Below are 23,986 nucleotides of genomic sequence, written 5' to 3'. Positions count from 1 at the left end.
ATGAGTGACTGGGTCAAATGGCTCCTGCTGGGGCTTCTATCAATTGCGTTCGGCGTCTTTGCGCTGGGCAATGCGATTGCGGCTTCGCTTGCTGTAACGGTCGTGACCGGTGCGCTGCTGCTGATTGCGGGCGCGATGCAGGTGGTCGGCGGTTTCACCGTCGAAGGCACAGGCAACAAGATTCTGTCACTCAGCATGGGTGCGGTCATGCTGTTCCTGGGCTGGTCCTTTCTGGATCACCCGCTTCAGGGAACACTGACGCTGGCAACCGTGATGCTGATCCTGTTCATGGCAGGCGGCATCGCGCGGGTCATTCTGTCGTTCCAGATGAAAGGAACACAGTTTTTCTGGCCCACGATGATCTCAGGCATCTTGTCGATCATCCTCGCAGGTATCATCTGGTCTTATGCAAGCAGCGAACCCGCCGCTTTGCTGAGCCTTCTGGGTATCCTGCTGGGCATCGAGATGCTGTTCAACGGGTTCGGATTGGTGTTCATGGCGTTCTTCGTCAAGAACGCACCCAAGGACGAAACAACAGAAGCGAAAGAAGCTTAATCGCGGGAAACGGGCGCGGCCCTCTCCTGCAGGAGTGCAGACATGGAAAAGTTTGAAAAAGTCCACGGGGTGGCCGCCCCGATGCCACTGATCAATATCGACACCGATATGATCATTCCCAAAGTGCATCTGAAAACCATCAAACGGTCCGGCCTTGGCGTCGTGCTGTTTGATGAAATGCGCTATCATGATGACGGGCAGGAGAACGAAGAGTTCGTCCTGAACAAGCCCGCCTATCGCGAGGCCGAAATTCTGGTCGCCGGCGACAATTTCGGCTGCGGCTCGTCGCGCGAACACGCTCCCTGGGCGATCAAGGATTTCGGCATCAAGGTCGTGATCTCGACCAGCTTTGCCGACATCTTTTTCAACAACTGCTTCAAGAACGGCATCCTGCCGATCGTGGTCGAGGAAGAACACCACGCGATCCTGATGGAAGACGCACATAAGGGTGAGAACGCCCGCATGACCGTGCACCTGGAAGATCAGCAGATCACCACTTCGGATGGGGTCGTGATCGAATTCGACATCGATCCGCACCGCAAGCACTGTCTGCTGAACGGTCTGGACGATATCGGTCTGACCATGGAGAAAGACCACCACATCGACAAATTCGAGGATCACGCAAGTCAGGCCCGCCCCTGGGTGTAAGGCCTTAGCCGATTCTTTGGATACTCAACCTAACGGGGTCGCCAAGGCGGCCCCGCTCTCATTCTTGGGGTTGATTTTACCAGAACCACAACATCTTGGTCTCACATTGAGATACACGTCGGATTTGCGTCGAAAATGATGCAATCCCGCACCAGTTGCGCCATCATTTTGCCCGAAATCACGTGTTTTCTGCACCCTGTCTTGAGCGAAATGCCGCTTATCGTCCATGTTGGCGCTAAAGAGGCATCCGTCAAAACTCGAGACGATGGGAACAAGTTGGAATGTAAGTCGGCGAAGATCGGCTTATCCGGTTTGAAAAAGGGTTCGGATAGTGATTGCGCGCACAACAGGGGCGGCGATACGCGGAATACTTGTGGCACTGATGGTGCTGACACCCGCGTTGTACCTGCCTGTATCATCGACGAACGGGACCGAGATTCTGGTCTTCCTCGCGATTCTCGCGTTCATCCTGACGTTCGCCGAGTACAATTCCGCCTTTCCCAGCTTTATTGAATTTCGCGATGCTCCACCGGTGAACCGCCTGCGATTTGTCGGGTTGATGTCGATGGTCACCTTTCTGACGCTGGTTTGCAAAAACGCCTATGAACCGACTGAACTGACCACGTTTGCCTATGCTGTGGGTCTGGCCGTCGCGAATGTCGCGGACTTCCCCTATTCCCCGGTTCGGTTGATCGTGCTGATGCTCCCCTTGGATGCGGGCCAGCCATTGATCGAACTGGTTCGGATCGCAGCCAGCGTAGCCTACGTCGCTGCTTTGGTCACCGTCGCCAGCTTTGCCTATGCGGTCAAGGTGCGTGGCTGGCCCACGGGCAATGGCGCCTTCAACGTGTGGACCAATCTACCGCTGTTTGATCCCACCAAGGGCGGCGATGTTGTTACCCGCCTGCAACGTGACGGACGCCTGAATATCTGTATTGGTGTTCTGCTTCCCTTCGTCATCCCCGCTGTCATCAAGCTCATGAGCAGCGTTGTCGCCCCGATCTCGCTGAGCAATCCGCAGACGCTGATCTGGACCATGTGCGCCTGGGCCTTCCTGCCCGCCAGCATGATCATGCGCGGCATGGCGACGCTTCGCATCGCAGGTCTGATCGTGGAAAAGCGCCGCGCCTATTCGACAAGCGAGACAACGCAGGCCGCATGATCCGCGCCCTTGCTTTGCTGCTGCTGCCTTTCTCGGCACAGGCAGAGGTCTATCGCATCGCCACCTACAACACTGAACTCAGCAGAAACGGCCCCGGCCTGCTGCTGCGCGACATTCAGCGGGATGATGCGCAGGTTGCCGCTGTCGTCGAGGTCATTTCCGCCGCGCGACCTGATGTCATAGCCCTGCAAGGCATCGACTGGGATCTGGAAAGCGCAGCCCTGAGCGCCCTGTCCGAAAAACTGCGCGATGCCGGTCTGGATTTCCCCTATCACTTTTCCGCCCGACCAAATGCAGGGCTGGAAACACCGCTGGATCTGGACGGAGATGGCCAAACGCAAGGTCCCGGCGACGCGCAGGGCTGGGGAAAGTTCACCGGCCACGGAGGGGTAGCGGTGTTGTCCCGTTTCGAAATCCTGACCGATGACGTTCAGGATTACACCAATCTGCGGTGGAAAGACCTGCCTGGGGCCACTTTACCAAGCAAAAACGGCCTTCCCTTCCCGTCTGAAGCTGCGCACGACATTCAGCGCCTGTCCTCGACCGTGCATTGGGTGCTTCCGATCGAAACCCCGAATGGGCGTTTCAGCCTGATGACCTTTCACGCTGCCCCACCGGTTTTTGACGGCCCCGAAGATCGCAATGGTCTGCGCAACAGGGATGAGATTCGCCTGTGGTCGGTTTTGCTGAATGGCGGTCTGGGGCCAGTTCCTCAAAGCCCCTTCGTGATAGCTGCGGACGCCAATCTCGACCCGACCCGCGGAGAAGGCCACAAGCAGGCCATTCGCGCGCTTTTGACCGATCCCCAGGTGCAGGACCCGATGCCAAAGGACCCATCGGGTTCATCAGCAACAGTCGAATGGAAAGCCACCGGAGAAATGCGCGTTGACTATGTGTTGCCGTCCAGTGATCTGCAAATCTTGGAAACCGGCATTGTCTGGCCCGTGGAAGGTGACACGCTGTACGACAGTGCCCGACGCGCCAGCAGGCATCGACTGGTCTGGGTTGACATAATCCTACCCTAGAACCTCGCCCCTGTTCCCGGTTGTCGGCGATGAAGCGGCCCGTTGGGGCGGAATGGCGGAACGCAAGGCATCCTCCAAATTCGTTTTGGGAAACGAGCCCAGCAATTCTTTCACATAGCCGCCATCCAGTTGATGCGGCACGTGCCAGAGGTACCGCATCTCGATCAAATGAGGGGCCATGCGCCAGAATGGGCGGGCCAATTGCAATGGCCACCATTTCATGCGCCGCACTGCAACCGTCCGGCCGGTGACATGCGAAAGCGATTGAGCGATCTGCGTCCCGGTCAAAGTATACCCTTCAAATGGAACATCGCAGTATCGGGGGAGGTCTTCGCGAATCTCAGCCAGCGCGACGGCGGCGCGGGCCAGATCAGGCAGAAAGGCCCAAGCGTGCGGCGCCTCCGGATCACCGGGATAAACGAACCGACCGCGCGACAAACGCTTGATCATGACCTGATCGAACCAGTTTCCGGATGCATTGGTGTCAATGAAATCCCCGGCACGCAAAAGGATGGTGCGCACGGTCGACGCGCGATAGGCCTCTTCCATGTCGATCCGGACCCGACCCAGAGGATTGGTGGCCCGATGCGGGGTTCCGCCCGACCACGGGCCCGGCGTATCTTCGCCAAATACGTAGACATTGCCCGGCACAATCACGGTCGCCCCCGTATCTGAGGCCGCATCTATCACCCGCTTGGTCAGCACAGGCACATCGCGCGCCCAATCGGGATAGGGCGGGTTCCATCCGTTCACGATGACATCCACGCCGCGCGCCGCCTGTGACAGCGAATCGGACCTGCGGTCAAATTCTGTCACGTCCCAGCCCGCGTGCCTGAATGCCTGTGCTGCATTGCATCCAAAGCGACCTGATGCGCCCAATACCAGTGCTGATCGTGCCATGTCTGCCTCCTGACTGAGATCAATCTACCCATTCACTTCGCGCAAGGAATTGCCGCAGAACGCAGAACGTGTATTCATTTATGAATGGATAAAGCACTGACACATGCAGATTGGTCTCTGATCCAATGCTTTCTGGCCGTGGCCGAGACCGGATCGCTGTCTGCCGCCGCACGGCATCTCAATCGCAGCCAACCCACTTTGGGGCGACAGGTTCAAAATCTCGAGGACGAGCTGGGTGTCTCGCTTTTCGATCGCCATGCGCGCGGTCTGAAGCTCAGCGAAGCGGGTTCACAGCTTTTGCCGATGGCCCAGCAGATGCACAGCGCCATGACCGCGTTCAGTCTTGCCGCCGCGGGGCAATCGCAACAGCTTGAAGGCTCGGTGCGTATCACCGCATCGGTCTTTGCCTCGCATCACCTGCTGCCACCGATACTGGCGTCCATCCGCAAGCAGGAACCCACGATTCAGCTTGAACTGGTGGCCACCGACACCACCGAGAATCTGCTCTATCGCGAGGCGGATATCGCCGTGCGTATGTATCGCCCTGCTCAGGTGGATCTCATTTCCCGCTATCTCGGGGATGTGCCGCTGTGTTTTTGTGCCGCCAAGTCCTATCTGGACCGGAAGGGGCGCCCCAAGACGCCGGAAGAACTGTTTACGCATGACCTGGTGGGTTTTGACGCGAACCAGGAAATCATCAAGGCCATGCGTGAAAAGGGATGGCCCGCCAGCCGCGACAGCTTTGCCACCCGCTGTGACCTGCAAAGCGCCTATTGGGAACTGATCCGGGCGGGCTGTGGCATAGGCTTCAGTCAGGTACAGGTCGCCGAAGCCGACCCCGACGTGGAAATCCTGCCGCTGGATGTGGACATCCCGATTCTACCGGTGTGGCTGGCCGCACCTCAGGCCATGCGCCAGACCCCACGCATTCGCAGGGTCTGGGATTTGTTGGCCGAAGGGCTCAAAGCCAGTCTCTGACGATCAAAGAGGGCCGGTATAAGTGCCGCGCGAGGGATAGTTGTTGCCCAATGTGAATTTCAAACCACCCGCAATATCCGCCATGGACGGGCGACCGAAAGGCGTGGTCTGTTGCCACGCATAGTACAGCGTCCGGTCGGGTGCGATGTAGAAATGCCCGGGCTCTGCGAACAGGTCCGGTTCGGCGCTGCCTTCGCGCTTGATCGAGATGTTCAGTCCCCAATCGTCGCGCGCAGCAGACAGCGGCAGGCTGTGACCCACACGCAGGCGCGACGCTCCGGCTTTGTCGGTGGTTTCCGCCGCGCGCTCGGCTGTATCGGTGGTGATCATGATGACCTCGACGCCCAGCGCCGCAAAGTCATCCAGCGCCGCTTCGACCTCGGCCATCTGCCTGATGCAGATCGGGCAATGCAGCCCGCGATATTGAATCACCAGCGTCCCGTTTTCGCCCTTGTCCACGTCAAGATCGAAGCTGCCATGGGCAACAGTATCGATTTTCAGCGCAGGAACCGGAATTCCAGGTGTCAGCATGTGATTTCCCTCTGATTTGGCAGGTTCGTCTCATTGACCCGATGCAACGCAGACGCTAGGCCCTGTGCAACAAAACGCAAGGAGACTGTCGATGTCCAACCCCTCGCTCCTCATCCTGCCCGGAGACGGAATTGGCCCGGAAGTTATGGCCGAAGTGCGCAGAATCATTGATTGGTTCGGCGCCAATCGCGGTCTTCAATTTGACGTGAGCGAGGACCTTGTCGGCGGTGCCGCCTATGATGCCCACGGCAAGCCTCTGTCCGATGAGACGATGGCCAAGGCGCAGGAGGTCGACGCCGTTCTGCTCGGCGCCGTTGGCGGCCCGAAATACGATGATCTGGATTTCAGCCTGAAGCCCGAGCGCGGCCTGCTGCGCCTGCGCAAGGAAATGGACCTGTATTCGAACCTGCGCCCGGCCCAGTGCTTTGACGCGTTGGCCGATTTCTCGTCGTTGAAGAAAGACATCGTTTCCGGTCTGGATATCATGATCGTGCGCGAACTGACCTCGGGCGTCTATTTCGGTGAACCGCGCGGCATCTTCGAGGAAGGCAATGAACGCGTTGGCATCAATACCCAGCGCTACACCGAATCCGAGATTGAACGCGCCGCGCGCTCGGCCTTTGAACTGGCGATGCGCCGGAACAAAAAGCTGTGCTCGATGGAAAAGGCCAACGTGATGGAATCGGGCATCCTGTGGCGCGAAGTCGTCAACCGCGTTTCCGCTGACTACCCCGAGGTCGAACTGAGCCATATGTACGCTGACAACGGTGCCATGCAGCTGGTGCGCGCACCCAAGCAGTTTGACGTGATCCTGACCGACAACCTGTTCGGCGACATCCTGTCGGACTGCGCCGCGATGCTGACCGGGTCTCTGGGTATGCTGCCGTCGGCGTCGCTGGGCGCGCCGATGGCCAATGGACGCCCCAAGGCGATGTACGAGCCCGTACACGGGTCGGCCCCCGATATCGCAGGTCAGGGCAAAGCCAACCCGATCGCCTGTATCCTCAGCTTTGCGATGGCTCTGCGCTACAGCTTTGATCAGGGCGAGGAAGCGGATCGGCTGGAAGCTGCGATCGAGAAAGTTCTGGCCGACGGCGTTCGCACCGGCGACCTGCTGGCGGATGAGGGCGTTCAGCCCGTGTCGACCAGCGAAATGGGCGACGCAATCCTGTCTGCATTGGACGCAAGCGTCTAAGCAACGAAACAAAGAAGAAAAGGCGGTGCCCGGTGCACCGCCTTTTTTTGTTCTGTCGTTTTCGAGTTTGCTTTAGTTGCCGCCGAAAATGTTCTTAAGCAGATTGTTGATGTCGTTGGCAAAACCTCCGCGCTTTCGGCGGGGCTGCGGCTGGGCGACCTGAACCGGTGGTTCCGGCGCCATCATCGGCAGGGGTGTGGGTGTCATCCCCTCGGTCACGCGCAGCATGGTTTCCTTCCAGATCTCGGCAGGCAACCCGCCCCCGGTTACGCCGGACAAAGGCGTGTTGTCATCATATCCCATCCAGACCCCGGCCACATAATCCGCCGTGAACCCGATGAACCACGCATCGCGCGCGGCCTGGGTCGTTCCGGTCTTGCCCGCCACCTGCCAGCCGGGCAATTTGGCCCGCCCGCCGGTTCCTTCAGAGACCACACGTTCCATCATCCAGGTCAGCTGTCTGGCAGCCTTTTCATTGATGACCCTCTCGCCAATACCGGTCGTCGTGACCATGACGGGTGTTTCGTCGCCCAGCAGTTTCAGTTCGGTCAGCCCATAAGGCTCAACCTGTGACCCGCCATTCAGGATGCCCGCATATGCGCCGGTCATCTCGATCAACGTGCTTTCAGAGGCACCAAGCGCCAGCGCGGGCCCCTGTGCCAGGTCGCTGGCAATCCCAAAGCCGCTGGCGACCGTCCGAACATTGTCCAGGCCGGAAATCTCGGCCACTTTCACCGCCGGTATGTTCAGCGAGTTTTTCAGCGCATCGGCCAAGGTCACCCGCCCATAATACTTGTTGGTATAGTTCTTGGGGCACCACTGGCCTGACCCCGGAATATCGACGCAATAGGGTTCATCCATCACCGTATCCAGCGGCGAATATCCCAGTTCCAGCGCGGTGGCATAGATGAACGGCTTGAACGACGATCCCGTCTGACGCAGCGCCTGTGTCGCCCGGTTGAACGCGCCAGACACGCGTGTCTTGCGCCCGCCAACCATCGCACGTACCGCGCCGTCTGCCGACATCACGACAATGGCCGCCTGCGCCTTTGATCCTTCGCGGACTTTTTCCTGAAAGATGAACTTCAGCGCCTCTTCCGCAGAAGTCTGGATGCGCTGATCCAAGGTCGTCCGGATCACCACATCTTCGGTCGTGTTGCGGGTAAAGAACTCGGGCCCGCTGGCCATGACCCAATCCGCAAAGTACCCCCCGGCCCGCGCAGCTGCCGCCTCGGACAGTTGCGCAGGTCGCGCTCGTGCTTCGCTGGCCTGCGCAGTGGTCAGATAGCCCTGATCCTCCATCAGACCGATCACAAGGCGGGCCCGGTCCTGAGACCGTTGCAGATTGTTCGTCGGCGCATAGCGTGTGGGCGCAACCAGTAGCCCGGCCAGCATCGCTGCCTCGGCCGGCGAGACTTCGGCCGCGGACTTGCCAAAGTATCGCTGGCTTGCGGCCTCGAACCCGCGCGCGCCTGCACCAAGGAAAGCCCGGTTCAGGTAGATGGTCAGAATTTCATCCTTGGAGTATTTCACCTCCATCGCCATTGCGTAAACAGCCTCTTTGGCCTTGCGCCACAGTGATCCCTGACGGCAATCGGATTCATAGGCAGCCTCGGATTCCCATTCAGTCGGATCATAAGGCACGCCCAGACACAGCAGTTTGGCCGTTTGCTGCGTTATGGTCGACCCGCCATGCCCGGACAACGGGCCGCGCCCTTCGCTCAGGTTGATGCGTACGGCGCTTGCCACACCGCGCGGACTGACACCGAAATGGCGATAGAAGCGTTTGTCCTCGGTCGCGATGACGGCGTTTTTCAGATGCGGGGACACCGTATCAGCCGTGATCACCCCGCCAAACTGGTCGCCGCGCCACGCAAACACTTTGCCGTCCCGGTCCAGCAGCGTGACCGATCCGCGCGCACGCCCGTCCAACAAGGCGTCCAGGTCCGGCAAAGAGGTATAGACGACGCCCACTGCCAAAGCGATCACAATGGCCACAACTGCGCCAACCCGCCAGGTCAGACCCCAGACCATACGCCAGACCCAGCGGAAAAAGCGACGCAAGATCCCGCCGCCCTTGCCGCCCGATCTCTTGCGCGTCTTCTTGCGCGCGGTTTTGCGCGTGGTTGTCTTGCGGGCCGTCGCCTTCTTGCCCGCCGGGCGCTTGGACGCCGACGGTTTACGGCCCTTTGACGGGTACCTTCTATCCGCAACCAATTTCGGCTTGCGTCGCTTGGACTCAGTCATGCTCAAACTCTGCCCGGTTTTTCTTTTGCGCCACCATACCCCGCTGACCTGAGTATGTAGAGGTCCGATTTTCCGAAAATTCCCCTCACAACACCGCCTGTTATTTAATCAATGCACCCGACATGTGCAAAAAATGTGCAACTTTCCGCCATTTGGCAGCCCTTTCGCCCCCAAGAGCCGTTTCTTACCACGTTCAGTCGCGCATTTTTCTGCGGGTGCAAACAAACCGGCTCCACCGGAGAACCAGAGGGGAAAGACGTGAAACTGATCATTGCGACAATCAAGCCGTTCAAGCTGGAGGAGGTGCGCGAGGCACTGACCGAGGCCGGCGTCCGCGGCATGATGGTGACCGAGATCAAGGGCTTCGGCTCGCAATCCGGCCACACCGAAATCTATCGGGGGGCCGAATACGCGGTGAACTTCGTGCCCAAGATCAAGCTGGAAATCGTGGTGCCCGCCGCGATGACCGACCAGATCGTCGAGACCATCACCAAAACCGCCAAGACCGGCAAGATCGGCGACGGCAAGATTTTCGTCCTCGATGTCGAGCAGGCGCTGCGCGTGCGGACCGGGGAAACCAACGAGGACGCGCTGTAAAGCGCGCCCAATCACACTCATTCGAGGAAGACACATGAACCTGATGAAATCTCTCATCCCTGCCGCCGCGATTGCCGCGCTGCCGCAGATGGGCCTGGCGCAAGAGGCCGCAGGCGAGACCGCACAGCATACGCAATACATCCTGACTTCGCTGTTGTTTCTGGTCGGCGGTTTTCTGGTATTCTGGATGGCCGCGGGCTTTGCCATGCTCGAGGCCGGTCTGGTGCGTTCGAAAAACGTGGCCATGCAGTTGGTCAAGAACATGGGCCTGTTTTCCTTTGCGGCCATCATGTACTGGCTGGTCGGCTTCAACCTGATGTACCCAGGTGATGGCTGGACCATCACAGGCATTCTGGGCGCGTTCTCGCCAACGTCGCTCGAGCCGGTTGGTTTGGCCGACACCGAAACCGCGCTGGATTATGCGTCCGTCGGTTCAGACTTCTTTTTCCAACTGATGTTCTGCGCCACCACCGCGTCCATCGTGTCGGGCACCATGGCCGAACGCGTCAAACTGTGGCCCTTCTTCTTTTTCGTGATCGTCCTGACAGGCATCATCTACCCGATCGAAGCGTCCTGGCAGTGGGGTGGCGGCTGGTTGTCCGAGATGGGCTTCAGCGACTTCGCCGGCTCGACCCTGGTTCACGCCGCAGGTGGTTTCGCCGCTCTGGCCGGTGCCATCGTCCTGGGCCCGCGTATCGGTAAATACAACAAGGAAGGCAAAGTTGTGCCCATCCCCGGCTCGAACCTGGCGCTGGCTACCCTGGGGACGTTCATCCTGTGGCTGGGTTGGTTCGGCTTCAACGGCGGTTCGCAGCTGGCAATGGGCACGATCGGTGACATGGCCGATATCAGCCGTATCTTCGCCAACACCAACATGGCCGCTGCCGCCGGTGCCGTCGCCGCCCTGATCCTGACGCAGGTGATGTACGGCAAGGTCGACCTGACCATGGTTCTGAACGGCGCGCTGGCCGGGCTGGTGTCAATCACCGCTGAACCACTGGCACCGTCGCTGTTTCAGGCACTGATCATTGGCGCAATCGGCGGTGTGATCGTTGTCCTGACCGTTCCGATGCTGGACCGCATGAAGATCGATGACGTGGTCGGTGCGATCCCGGTTCACCTGATCGCAGGCTTCTGGGGCACCTTCATCGTGGCATGGACCAACGGTGATGCGTCCTTCGTGACCCAGATCATCGGCTTCGCGGCCATCGGTCTCTTCGTCTTCGTGGTCAGCTTCATCCTGTTCTCGATCCTCAAGGCCACTGTCGGCCTGCGGGTTGGCGAGGAAGAAGAGATCAACGGGCTCGACATGGGCGAACTGGGTATGGAAGCCTATCCCGAGTTCTCGAAAGGCTGAGCCCACTTCAACCAAAAAAAAAACCCGGGCATTCGTGCCCGGGTTTCTTGTTTGGGAATGTCTGATAGTCAGACGCCGACGTCAATGATGGCCTTGGCCAGAATCGGCACGGTTGTCGCGTTCAGACCGGCGATGTTCAGGCGGCTGTCGCCGACCATGTAGATGCCGTGTTCAACGCGCAGTTTCTCGACCAGTTCCGGGGCCGCACCCAAGCGCGAGAACATGCCGCGGTGCTGGGCGATAAAACCAAAGCGGTCCGAGCCACTCAGACGCTGGAGTTCATCGGCCAGTTGGCGACGCAGGCCCAGCATCGACAGGCGCACCTCTTCCAGTTCGGCCATCCAGTCGGCGCGCAGGGCTTCGTCCATCAGGATCGTGGTCACAACACGTGCGCCATGGTCAGGTGGAAACGAATAATTCTGGCGGTTCAGGAATGCCAATGTACCCTGGTTCAAAGCGGTCTGCCCGGCATCGGCGCTGATGGCCATCAGCAAACCGGTGCGTTCGCGATACACGCCGAAATTCTTCGAACATGACGCCGCTATCAGGCATTCCTTGACCGAAGACGCGACCAGACGTGTTGCTTGCGCATCCTCTTCCAGACCGTCGCCGAAGCCCTGATAGGCGATGTCGATCATTGCAACGAGGCCAAGTGCGTTGATCAGGTTCACGACCTCCTGCCATTGAACCATGTTGAGGTTGGCGCCGGTCGGGTTGTGGCAGCAACCGTGCAGCAGAACCACGTCACCCGCCTTGGCGGTCTTCAGGTCTTCGATCATGCCGTCGAAATCGACGCCACGTGTGTCACCATCGAAATAGCGGTATTGAACCGTCTCAATCCCAAGGTAGTTCAGGATCGACAAGTGGTTCGGCCATGTCGGGTTCGACACGAAGACGCGGGCCGACGGGTTCGCCATGCGGATCATCTCGAACGCCTGACGGCAGGCGCCGGTGCCGCCCGGTGTCGCCACAGCCGCGATATTGCCGCGCTGAACCGAGGTGCCGAGGATCAGACCGATCATCGCATCCGCATAGGCCGGGTCGCCGGCCAGCCCGGTATAGGCTTTGGTTTCCTGCTCTTCCCAGATGCGCTGCTCGGCCGCTTTGACGGCGCGCATGACCGGGGTAATGCCTTCTGCGTTTTTGTAGACGCCGACACCCAGGTCGATCTTCTGATCGCGCGGGTCTTCGCGGTACATCTGCATCAGCGCCAGGATCTTGTCGGCAGGCTGCGGTTTCAGGTTCTCGAACATCAGGTCTCTCCGGTTGCGACGGGCAGGGTCGGGAAGGCACCCCATTCAGCCCATGAGCCGTCATAAAGCGAGTGGTCTTTCTTGCCCATGCGCTCCAGCGCAAGGCTCAGGATCGCGGCAGTCACGCCGGACCCGCACGAAGTGATCGCCGGTTTCGACAGATCGACGCCCGCCGCCTCGAATATGGCGCGGCACTCTTCCGGCGACTTCATGGTGCCATTGGCGTTCAGCAACTGGCCAAAGGGGACATTGCGTGAACCCGGGATATGCCCCGAGCGCAGCCCCTCGCGCGGTTCGGCCTCGGCCCCGGAAAACCGGCTGGCCGAGCGGGCGTCGATAATCTCATGATCACCCAGCTTGGCGGCGGCGGACACTTGCGTGACGTCCCGGACAAGCTGATTTTGCACCCGAACGGTCATATGACGATCACGGATGACCGGCGGCAGGTCTTCAACCTCGCGCCCTTCCGCCTGCCATTTGGGGAATCCACCATCCAGAACCGCGATGTTTTCCTGCCCCATCAGACGGAACAGCCACCAGACCCGCGCGGCCGACATCAGCCCGGCGCCATCGTAGACCACGACCTGATGACCATCGCCCACCCCCATCGCGCGCAGGCGCGACATGAATTTCTCGACCGGAGGCGCCATGTGCGGCAAGTCGGAACGGTGATCGGATATCTCATCAATATCAAAGAACCGCGCACCGGGGATGTGGCCTGCATCATATTCGGCCTTTGCATCACGATTTTGCGCGGGCAAGTACCACGACCCGTCCAGAATCCGCAGATCCGGATCCTTCATATGCGCGGCCAGCCATTCGGTGGATACGAGGGTTTTTGGATCGTCCTGCATCAAAGCCTCCCCTAAGCGCGCTTGATTTTTCCCTATACCCGGCAGCATAGGGGTTCAAGGCTGGATAGCGCTCACCTGGCGCTGCGCAGGCGGAAATGTTGGATAATCCCAATGAGGCTGATCAGAATCCAGAACCCCTCGATCAACATCGATGCGAGATTGAAATTCTGGAGCAGGGAATAGACGATCAGCACCGAGCCAACCAGGTTGATCACCGGAAAGGCCAGATCATCCGAGTTCATCATCCGCATCTGTGTCGCGAAATACGCGGCGACCACGATCAGGGCCCCGAAAGAGCCGATGGCGTCAACGATGGTCAGACTGTCGAAAAATGCGGTCATGAATGGGCCTTGCCGTTCTCTACAAACTCGGTGTGTTGGGCGTAATGGTGCATGTTCAGAAAGGCCGCCCCCTTTGGACCGGCGCGATACCCGTGCGGAAGATCCGCCGCGAAACGCAACCCCTGCCCGGCCTGTAGGGAAACCCACTCGTCTCCGCGCAGGATCTCAAGCGTGCCGTTCAGAACAAAGACCTCCTCGGTCACGCCTGTCGCGTGGGCGGGCGACTCGTGGCTTTGGTTCGGTGTGAGGTTGACGTGGAATGTCTCGGCCCCCAGAGCGGGATCGAAGGGAAAGACGATCTTGACCTCGATCGTGCCGGGGAAAGTGACGGTCTGAAAAACCGAAGGATCCCCGTTCATCGTATCGATCAACGCGCTGAGCGGCAGTTGAAACCCCTTGGCAATTTTCCACAGTGTTGCGATGGTCGGGCTGGATTCGCCGCGCTCGATCTGCCCCAGCATGGCTTTGCTCACGCCCGTCATCTCGGCCACTTTCGACAGGCTCAGGCCCGATGCCGCACGCACGTCTCGCAGTTTCAGCGTTATATCGTCAGAGTCCATCTCATCGTCCCGCGAATCCTCTTGTGCGTTATAGCGCACATGTGGTACGTGCGCTATAACGCACGAACCCCAAGACATGCAACCCGAGGCAACAGGGAAACAGCATCATGCCATTGTACCGATCCAGAACCTCAACCCATGGCCGCAACATGGCTGGCGCACGCGGCCTTTGGCGTGCCACCGGCATGGGAGACGACGATTTCGGCAAACCGATCATCGCCATCGTCAACTCGTTCACCCAGTTCGTGCCCGGTCACGTCCACCTGAAGGACCTGGGCCAGATGGTTGCGCGCGAGGTCGAGGCCGCCGGTGGCGTTGCAAAAGAATTCAACACGATCGCGGTGGATGACGGAATCGCCATGGGCCATGACGGCATGCTGTATTCGCTGCCCTCGCGCGAAGTCATTGCGGATTCGGTCGAATACATGGTCAACGCGCATTGTGCCGACGCGATGGTCTGCATTTCGAATTGCGACAAGATCACCCCCGGCATGCTGATGGCCGCAATGCGCCTGAACATCCCGGCCATATTTGTCTCGGGCGGGCCGATGGAGGCCGGCAAGATCGATATCGCTGATCTGGATGCCAAGAAAATCGACCTCGTTGACGCCATGGTCGCCGCGGCAGACGACAAATTCACCGACGAACAGGTTCAGCACATCGAAGAGAATGCCTGCCCGACTTGCGGGTCCTGTTCGGGCATGTTCACTGCGAACTCGATGAACTGCCTGGCCGAAGCGTTGGGCCTTGCCCTGCCGGGCAACGGCTCGACACTGGCGACACATGCAGACCGCAAAGAGCTGTTCCTTGAGGCAGGCCGCCGCATCGTCGAGATCACCAAGCGCCACTACGATCTGGATGAAAAAGGTTTTCTCCCTCGCGAGATTGCCACCTTCGAAGCATTCGAAAACGCCATGAGCCTCGACATCGCCATGGGCGGATCGACCAACACGGTTCTGCATCTGCTGGCGATCGCGCATGAGGGTGGCGTTGATTTCACCATGACCGACATGGACCGCCTGAGCCGCCGCGTTCCCTGCCTGTGCAAAGTCGCGCCCAACACCGAAAATGTGCACATGGAAGACGTCCACCGCGCCGGAGGTATCTTCTCGATTCTCGGAGAGCTCAGCCGCGCAGGCCTGCTGCACGAGGAATGCAACACGGTACATTCGGCGACGATGGGCGAGGCGATCGCCAACTGGGATATCAAGGTCGCCAACAATCCCAAGGCGCAGGAGCTGTTCAAGGCCGCCCCCGGCGGCGTGCGCACCACACAGGCGTTCAGCCAGTCGAACCGGTACAAGGAACTGGATACCGACCGTGAAGGCGGCGTGATCCGTTCGAAAGAACACGCTTTCAGCCAGGATGGCGGTCTGGCCGTTCTGTTCGGCAATATCGCCCGCGACGGCTGTATCGTGAAAACTGCTGGCGTGGACGCCAATATCCTGAAGTTTACCGGCTCGGCTTACGTGTGCGAAAGTCAGGATCAGGCGGTCAACGACATTCTCACCGGCAAGGTAAAAGAAGGCGACGTGGTGGTGATCCGCTATGAAGGCCCGCGAGGCGGCCCGGGGATGCAGGAAATGCTGTATCCGACGTCATATCTGAAGTCCAAAGGACTGGGCAAAGCCTGCGCGCTGCTGACCGATGGTCGTTTCTCGGGCGGCACATCAGGCCTGTCGATCGGACATGTATCACCCGAGGCGGCCGAAGGCGGTGAGATCGGCCTGGTGCAGAATGGCGACACGATCGAGATCGACATCCCCAACCGCACCATTCATCTGGCTGTGTCAGATGAAGAGCTGGCCGCCCGCCGCACGGAACAGGACGCAAAGGGGTGGGAGCCCGCCGCGCCCCGCAAACGCAAGGTGTCCACTGCGCTCAAGGCCTATGCAAAGCTGACGACCAGCGCAGCAAAAGGGGCTGTTCGCCAAGTCTGAGCACCTGCGGGACCGGCTTGCTGAGGCGGCGAGCCGGGATTTCGACCGTCCTCAAGAACTCCCGCGCCCAAATCGCACCATCAGCTTTGCTGATGCCACGTTTGGCCTTGGGCCCGGCGCCGCGCAACGCGCGGCGCCGGGCCCAACCGGAGGAGATGTTTCGCAAGAAAAAACGACGACGGGCGGGAGCACCCCACCGTCAGTCGCCCAGTTTGGCATGGATTTCGTCCAGATCGATTTCGCCGATCGGCATCTTGTTGGCTGGGTTTTCGAAGTCGTATTTGAACAGCTCGAAATCCTGCTTGTAGATCTCGTAGACCAGATGCATTGACAGATCGTCAAAGTAGTCTTCAACCGGATGCGCACGTTTTGGTCCGTGCCCTTCGGATTCATTGAACCGTGGGATCTCGGACAATTTGACCGGGTGCTTCAGCTCGACATTGTCCAGAACATCCTGCATCCCGTCATTGAACGCTTCTGTCCAGAATATCCGGTCATAGTGACCGCCGTTCACGATGAAAGTGGACACGTGGCCTGACATCGCAGACCAGTGAATGTCCGGGTCCATCGGGCGCCGCCACCGGATCGTATCACGCGCAAACAGCAGAAACCGGCGAAAGCTGGCGATCTGGTCAAACTCTCCTTTGCCGTCGTCACCGCCCACTTCGATCCCGTAGTTGTAGATCAGCGTCGGCACCAGATTGCCGCGGTATCTCTTGCCGTTGCGCTGAATGCCGCAGATTTTGTCAAAGAATGAGCTGAGAATGCGGGTGTAGGGATTGCGCACGCAAGTGAACGAATAGGATGCGTGATTGCGCACGTTGTTCGAGATCAGCTCCTGGCTCTGATCAAATGCCCATTTGTGCATGCCGTCCTTGGCATCATGGATATCACCGTCAAAGAACTGACCGTGATCCGAAAAATACATGATCTGACCAATGGTCGAGCAGGCACATTTGGGCACCACACGGTACACCATGCTTTCGCTCTCGGTCATCCAGGTACCGGGAAACCCCATCTGCTGTGCCTCCTCCGCTGGCCAAGTCTCGATGCGATACGCCAGCTTTTGGTTACAAAGAACCAAAATTATTCTGTTTATTCAATCGTTCATCCTCAGTATCACGGTTGAAATCAGGCAGAAACGGATATTGCGTTATCTCTATGGCAAAAGTCGCCTATATATTGCTGTGTCACAAGGACCCTGAGGCCATCATTGCTCAGGCCGAACAACTGACAGCTGTCGGCGATTGCATGGCCATCCATTTTGACGCCAGCGCCAGCACCGAAGCCTATGAGCGCATTCGGTCCGCACTGGATCAGAACCCCAATGTTACCTTTGCGAAAAAGCGCGTCAGATGCGGCTGGGGAGAATGGTCGCTGGTGCAGGCCACGCTGAACGCCCTGCAAGCCGCCGTGGAAACCTTCCCCCGCGCCACGCATTTCTACATGCTGTCGGGTGACTGCATGGCGATCAAAACCGCTGAATACACGCACCGTTACCTCGACGATCACGACAAGGATTTCATCGAAAGCCACGATTTCTTTGACAGCAACTGGATCAAGACCGGCATGAAAGAAGACCGGTTGATCTATCGCCACTACTTCAACGAACGTACGCAGTCCAAGCTGTTCTATGCCGCCTATGAATTGCAGAAGCGCTTCGGTCTGACGCGGGGCATCCCCCAGGACATTCAGATGATGATCGGCAGCCAATGGTGGTGCCTGCGTCGCAGAACCGTCGAAATGATTCTGGATTTCCTGCGTCAGCGCCGGGATGTGATACGGTTTTTTTCGACCACGTGGATCCCTGATGAAACCTTCTTTCAGACGCTGGTGCGTCACCTGATCCCGAAAAACGAGATTGAAAACCGAACGCCGACATTCCTGATGTTCTCGGACTATGGAATGCCGGTCACGTTCTACAATGACCACTATGACATGTTGCTGGGCCAGGATTATCTGTTCGCACGCAAGATCAGCGCCGAGGCGCATGAGTTGAAGGCCCGGCTCGGTTCGCTCTATGCAAGTGAGGGCGTCGATTTCCCGATCTCGAACGAGGGGCGCAATCTGTACGCGTTTCTCACCGGTCGCGGACGCATCGGCCGCCGGTTCGGACAACGCTTCTGGGAAGCCGGGAGCGTACTCGGCCCGGAACGGGAACTGTTCGTGATCGTCTGCAAGAAATGGCATGTCGCCAAACGTCTTGTCGATCAGATCGCATCTGAAACGGAAATTCCTTGCGTCGAATACCTGTTCAACGAAGAAAACACGTTGCTGCCGGACCTGGGCGGGATCGAATCCACACTGACCAAGCGCTCTCGTCACCGGCGCGCCGTTCTGCGCCTGTTGTTCGACAGTTTCGGGTCGGATCAGCTGGTGCTGTGCCTTGACCCGGCCAATCTTGACGCGCTCGAGGATTTCTGCGGCGACCAGGCCAAAACCCACGTGCTTGAGATCGAATGCGAATACTCGGACGATTATCTGATCGGCCACGCGCGTCGCGTCGGGCTGGCCGGAGACAACAGTCCAACGGAAACCGTTGCTTCCTTGCTGCCGACCCTTCGCAACGATCTAGGCTATGAATCCGAACGGATCCGCGCCGCCCGGCTGGACAATTACCTGCGCCTGCCGGAAACGGCCCCGCGCGCCGAGAACGAAGCGGTCATTGCCAGGTTTCTTGGGGTTGGCGAAGACAAAGCCCAAGCCATCATGCAGTTGGATTATCTTTTCCTCGACTGATCCCCAAAGCCCTTCACAGATTGTCTGCCCAAAGGCTGGCACCTGTGCCCTGCGCAATCCAAATCGCGGATGGCAAGTGTTCCGCCACGCAAGGCAGCAGCAGCCGCTGCAACTGCACTCGTGATTTTTATTCAAATATCGGATATTGTGCAGCCAATTGGGCCATTTTGTTCATACTTTTTCTATCAGCAACACGGCCCTTGCCAGGAACACGCACGGAAAACAGGCAGGTCTTTTATTCTGAATGACCGGTGTCTGAGCTTCGAAGAACCAGAAGCACTGGCTGACCGAAGATTGAAATATTGCAACGCAACTCCGGGGGGACACAGTTGTGACCATAGATCAAATTTCCAAATCCAGACCTTACACCCCAAGCGACGCAGACTGGAAGATGATATATGATGTCCTTCCGGGCAAGGCGCAGATCGCTGACCCAGCCGTCATCAACCCACAATTCGAATGTATCGAAGTGACCGGAAACGCGGTTCTGCCGGCGAACGGCATGTATATCGTGCTGCGCGGCGTGGTTCAGCTGCGCCAGAACGGGAATCCATTGGCCAGCGCGGATGTCGGTGATTACTTCTATGAAGAGCACCTGCAAATCTCGGATATCCCTGTCAGCCTTGAAGCGCTTGCGCTGGATGGAACCCGGCTGGCGTATCTGTCCAGCAAGAACTGGCTTCAGATACCAGAGAGCGTCCGGCAACCCTGTTTTGCAACGATGTTTGGTGATCTGGTCAGCGTTCAGTTGCAGAATTTTCAGCAGCCAATCAATTGTTGCAGCGTCACGGCGGCCGCTCTCAGCATGTCGGCGCTGGGGTTCAGCTGCGAAGTCAATGACATCTTCCGCGAATGCGCATTGCCCTCGTCCTTTGTCGTGAACGACGGAATCTCGCTGGGCGAGCTTTTTGACGTCGCCTGCACCTACATTCACACGCAGGGGCTGCGCGAGAGGGTTCAGGTTCAGGCCTATTTCATGGACGAAGACACAACCAGTGTGCCATTGCTGCTTGAGGCGATCGACGAATCCAACCGGCTGGGCGGTGACAACGACATTCTGGTGGCGAATTTCCAGGTCGGTCTTGCCCATGGCAAAGAGAACATGCCCGGCGGCCATTTTGCCGTCATCGCCAAGTGCAATCCAAGCACGGGGCTGGTGCATATGATGGATGTGCACCCTGAAAAATACGGCAAGCTTTGGGTGACAATCGTCGAACGGTTGTGGCAAGCCATGTCGGATCGTGATGGAACCTCGATGCGGTCCCGCGGCCTGTTGCGGTTTTCAGCACGGGCAGCGGTCAAGACGCATCTGAAGACCTTCAAGCAGCGGTGCAACTACGTCGACAGCACACGTTATCTGGCGAAAGATCCCAAGAAACGCCGCAACCTGTTCCGCCGGGCAACGCCCAACATGAACTCGATCGGCGTTTTGGTGGAAAGCCTCGCTATCCACGGCGACTACAGGGTGGACGAGGACGAGTTGCTGCGGGCGGCCCAGGTGTCGTTCACGGATACTGTCCGCCGGGTCGCCACCGCCAAAGACATGCACGACATGGTCGAAAAGTATCTCAGCCAATCCGAGAACCTGCATCTGAGCAGCTCGTTCCACAGCTTTGGAACCCGTGACGACAAATCAATCCAGACCCCCGAGGACTGGTTCAAGGCGCAGTTGAAAAGCCTGACCACGAACAGCAATCGCCACCTGATGATCAACATCGACTTCAATCGCGTCACCGGGATCGAGGCGATCCGCCCGCCGGACAACGTGTTTCGGGAAACTGCGTTGCTCGAAGAGTTCTGGTGCCTGTGCATAGACTATGACGAGGATGAAGACGTTGTGACCATAGTTGATATGAGTCCGGCGACCTCGCAGGTCTGGCAAGCGCCGCGCGGCAACATTTTCCGTGGTCTGCGGGATCTCGAAGACCCTGCATTGTTGGTGATCGAAGAGGTCGAGCCGCCCGAAAACCCAAGCGATGTTGCCAGCATCATCAAGCACAATACGATGGTTCTGTTCTACGAGGACGAGGACCCGTGGTCCTATATGCTGCGCAGCATTCTTTCGAATATCGGGGCAACGACCGTCAAGCAGATCGACGTGGGCGGGCGGGATCCCAATATGATCAGGATGCGGCGGCAACTGGTGACGCTTGGGGAAAGACCGGACGTGCCGTATCTGTTTTTCAAAGGGAAATGCATCAGCAAAAGCGAAAAGCTGGAAGACATCGTCGACATGATCCAGGTCGGTGAATTGCAGGCCAGGATGCGCAAGGAAGGGCTGCCGGTATCCGATCTGAACGAAACCCCCAGCCTTGAGAAAAACCCCTTCGGCTACCCAAAAGGGGTGATGAATCAGGTAAACGCCGGAAAGCGAAACGTATTGCTCTGCGCCTGCGGGTCGTCGGCGGCGGACAAGATCCCCGAGCTGGTCGAACGCATCGTCGATGCGGGGCATAACGTGAAACTGATCCCGTCTGTTTCGGCCGAGAAATTCTTTCGCGATTTCGGGGCCGAACGGATCGACGCCAAGATCACCCATAACGACTATTACCGCGACGACGACGAATGGAATTTCCGCTATTTGAAGTTTGACATGCCGGTGCGCGCTTCGCATCTGGCACTGTGTGACTGGGCAGATTGCGTCATCGTGGCCCCCATCACCTGCAATACGATGGGCAAGGTTGCCAATGGCATCGCCGACAACCTTCTGACCTCGGTCTTCGTGGCTTGGCAATATCAGAAGAAACCTGTGATCCTCTGCCCCGCCTGCAATACGAATATGTGGAACAATATCACCACGCAGAACAACGTCGACAAGCTTAGGACGCTTGGGGTCGATTTCGTCGGACCGCGCGAAGGTCGCCTGTCGAACGGCCGGATGGGCATCGGCATGATGGCAACGCCGGACCAGATCATGGAAGCTTTGGCGGATGCGTTCGAGGAATTGGACGACCAGAAGTATCGCGTCTGCAAATGGGCGCGCGAGGCCGCTGCCGCCGATGACATCAACGAATGGAAGCGCGTGTTCCGCGCCATCGACGAAGGCGTGGTCGGCGTCAACATCGTGGACGAGGCCCACGGAGATTCACTGTTGCACTATGCAGCGGGCGGTGAAGGCGAACTGGGCGAAAGCGGCCATGATCTGGGCAAGCCCGACTATGAGGCAGCCCAGGACCTGATCGACCGGGATATCGACGTCAACATCGTCAATGACCACGGGTTCACGGCGCTGCATGTGGCGGTGATGAACAAGGCACCGAAGATGGTCGAGATTCTGCTGGGTGCTGATGACATGGATGCGACCCCGTGCATCGAGTTCGTTCAGGGCATGCAGATCGAACCGGAAATCCGTTCCATGCTGGACAGATGGGCGCAAGATCACAACCTGAAGATGGCAGACCCCGAACAGGGGCGCGACGAAAGCTTCGTGGCCGTCAAAGAACCTTCTTACCTGTATTTCACCTATGGATCCCTGAAGCAGGGATTCCCCAATCATGACGCACACAGCAAAGTTCTGAACGACTTCGTGGGAACGGCGCGCACCCGGCAACCGATGCCCCTGATCATCCCGAAGGAACCATTCTGCGACAATCCCAACTGTGGGTATCTGCATCGCATGGCAACCCTTGTGGATCAGCAGGGGATGGGCAAGCAAGTGGTTGGAGAGGTCTACCGTGTCACCGAATCCGGCCTCGGCGAACTGGACAGGCTGGAGGGGTATCACGGCCCCGGCTCACCCGAGAATGTCTATGTGCGCAAGAAGATCAACGTCGTCGTCGAGGGGGCGATGAAACCCGCTTATGCCTATGTGATCGCGGATCCGGAAAAGTACCTGAAAAGCTGGCGCGAGGGCACATCCGAAGTGGTGAGCGACTATACGCTGGATATGGCGCAGGGCGAACCCAAACCCGGGTTTGAACCGGTGGCCTAACACTCCCGCGTGCTGATCGGTGGCGGTTCGGAACTGTTCTTGATGCTGAGATTATAGGCCGTGATCGCCACCATGCACAGCAGCACGAAAGGCCAGAAACTGGCCTTTGGAATCAGGTTGTCCCGATAATGGATGATCCGCAGCGACGGCACCGCCTCGGACGCGAAAAGGTAGGTGTTGATCGAAACCGCCAGCAGCATGAAATACATGAGGAAAAAGAACGACTCCATGTAGATCACGGGCGATCCGGCGAACCCTTCGCGCAGTTGCACATGGGCCAGCAGGATCACGAAGAACAGAACCGAACAGGTGCCGATCACGCTGGACGTGCTGAAGTCATGCCGCTCTACCAGACCCTCGCGGCGCGTGACGGTCATGACCGCACCGAACAGCAGCATCACCACAACAAGCAATGGAATCATGTGCACGATGAACGCGTTTGCGAAATTGCGCTTGATGACAAAGTTGTAATGCAACTCGGGCGTGTTGGTCTGGTAAGCATTCTGCCGGATGCCCAGCGTCGTATCCAGATTTGACAGCTTGTAATCGAAATAGGTGTTTTCACGCTCCCACGTGCCCATCACGATCCGGTTGTCGATCCCAAAAATGTCATCCGGTCCGGTCGCCGGATAAGCGTCGAAGTCAGGAACCAGCGCGACGTTGGCCTCAAAAGAGGCCGGCCAGAACCGTACCCAAACCGTTTTGTGGTCGAACGGGTAACTGGTGTAGTCGAAGCTCTGGCGCAGAGTTTGTTCGAAATACCAACCAATCAAAACGCCGTCGGGTTGCGGCAACCGATAGGCCTGTTCGATAAGGCCGTTTGCCGTATCGACCGCTTCGGGCAGAAGAAACCCGGCCTCACCTTCGGCAGGAATGATCGCGTCATGTTCACCTGCTTTGTAGTGCTGCCAGATATAGCCGGTGAGCTGTACATCGCTGGCGCCAAGAAAGCTGAAAGACTTTATGAAAATCCCCGTTCTCAAACGGTAGTCCGGTGCAACGTCCAGCTTGCACAGATATGCATCTACCGCAGCCTGGTCAGGCAGTTGCGTCGGGTCTCCTTCGAAGTGGTTCAGTTCGATCCAGAGCTTGAGCAACAAAGCGGCCAACCCAAAGGTCAGCAAACCCGAGATAAGCCACACCTTTCCTTCGACGCTCATTCAGCCTCCTGCC

At 58.4% G+C, this 23,986-nt stretch carries 20 protein-coding genes; 11 read left to right on the top strand and 9 right to left on the bottom strand.

Annotated elements, in window-relative coordinates; genetic code table 11:
* The 4 genes from ACR0DJ_RS16025 (at position 1) to ACR0DJ_RS16010 (ending at position 3,390) form a co-directional block, all read left to right on the top strand.
* Complete coding sequence (locus ACR0DJ_RS16025) at positions 1-555, top strand: HdeD family acid-resistance protein (protein WP_480685616.1); 555 nt, start codon at positions 1-3, stop codon at positions 553-555.
* Between the two features lie 42 nt (positions 556-597).
* Positions 598-1,203: a 3-isopropylmalate dehydratase small subunit gene (gene leuD, locus ACR0DJ_RS16020; RefSeq protein ID WP_171206408.1), complete on the top strand. Its 606-nt coding sequence runs from the start codon at positions 598-600 to the stop codon at positions 1,201-1,203.
* A 331-nt stretch (positions 1,204-1,534) separates the two neighbouring features.
* Positions 1,535-2,365 carry a hypothetical protein gene (locus tag ACR0DJ_RS16015; RefSeq protein ID WP_170345731.1) on the top strand — a complete coding sequence of 277 codons (831 nt, stop codon included), beginning with the start codon at positions 1,535-1,537 and terminating at the stop codon, positions 2,363-2,365.
* Complete coding sequence (locus tag ACR0DJ_RS16010; protein ID WP_425079395.1) at positions 2,362-3,390, top strand: endonuclease/exonuclease/phosphatase family protein; 1,029 nt, start codon at positions 2,362-2,364, stop codon at positions 3,388-3,390. Before ACR0DJ_RS16015 ends, ACR0DJ_RS16010 begins: the two co-directional genes overlap by 4 nt.
* Here ACR0DJ_RS16010 and ACR0DJ_RS16005 read toward each other — a convergent pair.
* The gene (locus ACR0DJ_RS16005; RefSeq protein WP_480685615.1) at positions 3,382-4,290 is read right to left on the bottom strand and encodes a Rossmann-fold NAD(P)-binding domain-containing protein; all 909 of its coding nucleotides are present in this window, start codon (positions 4,288-4,290) and stop codon (positions 3,382-3,384) included. The two genes, ACR0DJ_RS16010 and ACR0DJ_RS16005, sit on opposite strands and share 9 nt — an antisense overlap.
* A gap of 84 nt (positions 4,291-4,374) precedes the next feature.
* On the opposite strand from ACR0DJ_RS16005, the gene ACR0DJ_RS16000 reads away from it, so the two are divergent.
* Complete coding sequence (locus ACR0DJ_RS16000; protein WP_170345734.1) at positions 4,375-5,268, top strand: LysR family transcriptional regulator; 894 nt, start codon at positions 4,375-4,377, stop codon at positions 5,266-5,268.
* A gap of 3 nt (positions 5,269-5,271) precedes the next feature.
* On the opposite strand, the gene ACR0DJ_RS15995 is transcribed toward ACR0DJ_RS16000, so the two are convergent.
* Positions 5,272-5,799: a redoxin domain-containing protein gene (locus tag ACR0DJ_RS15995; protein WP_170345735.1), complete on the bottom strand. Its 528-nt coding sequence runs from the start codon at positions 5,797-5,799 to the stop codon at positions 5,272-5,274.
* A gap of 91 nt (positions 5,800-5,890) precedes the next feature.
* Here ACR0DJ_RS15995 and leuB point away from each other — a divergent pair, with 91 nt between their 5' ends.
* Positions 5,891-6,994, top strand: coding sequence for a 3-isopropylmalate dehydrogenase (leuB, locus tag ACR0DJ_RS15990; RefSeq protein WP_480685613.1), 1,104 nt, complete (start codon positions 5,891-5,893; stop codon positions 6,992-6,994).
* 72 nt (positions 6,995-7,066) lie between these two features.
* On the opposite strand, the gene ACR0DJ_RS15985 is transcribed toward leuB, so the two are convergent.
* Entirely contained in the window at positions 7,067-9,241 is a 2,175-nt protein-coding gene (locus ACR0DJ_RS15985) for a transglycosylase domain-containing protein (RefSeq protein WP_480685612.1), read from the bottom strand.
* A 258-nt stretch (positions 9,242-9,499) separates the two neighbouring features.
* On the opposite strand from ACR0DJ_RS15985, the gene ACR0DJ_RS15980 reads away from it, so the two are divergent.
* Together ACR0DJ_RS15980 and ACR0DJ_RS15975 are read left to right on the top strand one after the other, a co-directional pair.
* Entirely contained in the window at positions 9,500-9,838 is a 339-nt protein-coding gene (locus ACR0DJ_RS15980; RefSeq protein WP_170345738.1) for a P-II family nitrogen regulator, read from the top strand.
* 34 nt (positions 9,839-9,872) lie between these two features.
* Positions 9,873-11,195 (top strand): ammonium transporter, encoded by a 1,323-nt coding sequence (locus ACR0DJ_RS15975; protein WP_170345739.1) that lies wholly within the window; start codon positions 9,873-9,875, stop codon positions 11,193-11,195.
* Positions 11,196-11,263: 68 nt separating this feature from the next.
* Here ACR0DJ_RS15975 and ACR0DJ_RS15970 read toward each other — a convergent pair whose 3' ends face one another.
* The 4 genes from ACR0DJ_RS15970 to ACR0DJ_RS15955 form a co-directional block, all read right to left on the bottom strand.
* Positions 11,264-12,448, bottom strand: coding sequence for an amino acid aminotransferase (locus ACR0DJ_RS15970; RefSeq protein WP_480685611.1), 1,185 nt, complete (start codon positions 12,446-12,448; stop codon positions 11,264-11,266).
* On the bottom strand, positions 12,448-13,302 hold the full coding sequence (gene sseA, locus ACR0DJ_RS15965; protein WP_480685610.1) for a 3-mercaptopyruvate sulfurtransferase: 855 nt from the start codon (positions 13,300-13,302) through the stop codon (positions 12,448-12,450). Before sseA ends, ACR0DJ_RS15970 begins: the two co-directional genes overlap by 1 nt.
* A 71-nt stretch (positions 13,303-13,373) precedes the next feature.
* Entirely contained in the window at positions 13,374-13,643 is a 270-nt protein-coding gene (locus ACR0DJ_RS15960; RefSeq protein ID WP_170345742.1) for a CBU_0592 family membrane protein, read from the bottom strand.
* A complete protein-coding gene (locus tag ACR0DJ_RS15955; protein WP_170345743.1) occupies positions 13,640-14,203 on the bottom strand; it encodes a helix-turn-helix domain-containing protein in 564 nt (187 codons plus the stop codon). The genes ACR0DJ_RS15960 and ACR0DJ_RS15955 overlap by 4 nt, the downstream gene beginning before the upstream one ends.
* Positions 14,204-14,310: 107 nt before the next feature.
* On the opposite strand from ACR0DJ_RS15955, the gene ilvD reads away from it, so the two are divergent.
* The gene (gene ilvD / locus ACR0DJ_RS15950; protein WP_425079403.1) at positions 14,311-16,143 is read left to right on the top strand and encodes a dihydroxy-acid dehydratase; all 1,833 of its coding nucleotides are present in this window, start codon (positions 14,311-14,313) and stop codon (positions 16,141-16,143) included.
* 199 nt (positions 16,144-16,342) lie between these two features.
* Here ilvD and ACR0DJ_RS15945 read toward each other — a convergent pair whose 3' ends face one another.
* Positions 16,343-17,161: a sulfotransferase family protein gene (locus tag ACR0DJ_RS15945; RefSeq protein WP_171233692.1), complete on the bottom strand. Its 819-nt coding sequence runs from the start codon at positions 17,159-17,161 to the stop codon at positions 16,343-16,345.
* Between the two features lie 143 nt (positions 17,162-17,304).
* Between ACR0DJ_RS15945 and ACR0DJ_RS15940 the strand changes: the two genes are divergently transcribed.
* Together ACR0DJ_RS15940 and ACR0DJ_RS15935 are read left to right on the top strand one after the other, a co-directional pair.
* Positions 17,305-18,882, top strand: a complete 1,578-nt coding sequence (locus tag ACR0DJ_RS15940; protein ID WP_480685609.1) for a DUF5928 domain-containing protein — start codon at positions 17,305-17,307, stop codon at positions 18,880-18,882.
* Between the two features lie 331 nt (positions 18,883-19,213).
* Positions 19,214-22,813, top strand: coding sequence for a flavoprotein (locus ACR0DJ_RS15935; protein ID WP_480685608.1), 3,600 nt, complete (start codon positions 19,214-19,216; stop codon positions 22,811-22,813).
* Here ACR0DJ_RS15935 and ACR0DJ_RS15930 read toward each other — a convergent pair.
* A complete protein-coding gene (locus ACR0DJ_RS15930) occupies positions 22,810-23,973 on the bottom strand; it encodes a hypothetical protein (protein WP_170345747.1) in 1,164 nt (387 codons plus the stop codon). The two genes, ACR0DJ_RS15935 and ACR0DJ_RS15930, sit on opposite strands and share 4 nt — an antisense overlap.
* Between the last annotated feature and the right edge of the window lie 13 nt (positions 23,974-23,986).

Source organism: Ruegeria sp. BF10, from assembly GCF_056538725.1.
Note: the sequence above shows the minus strand (reverse complement) of the source record. Positions and strands in the feature narration are given on the sequence as shown.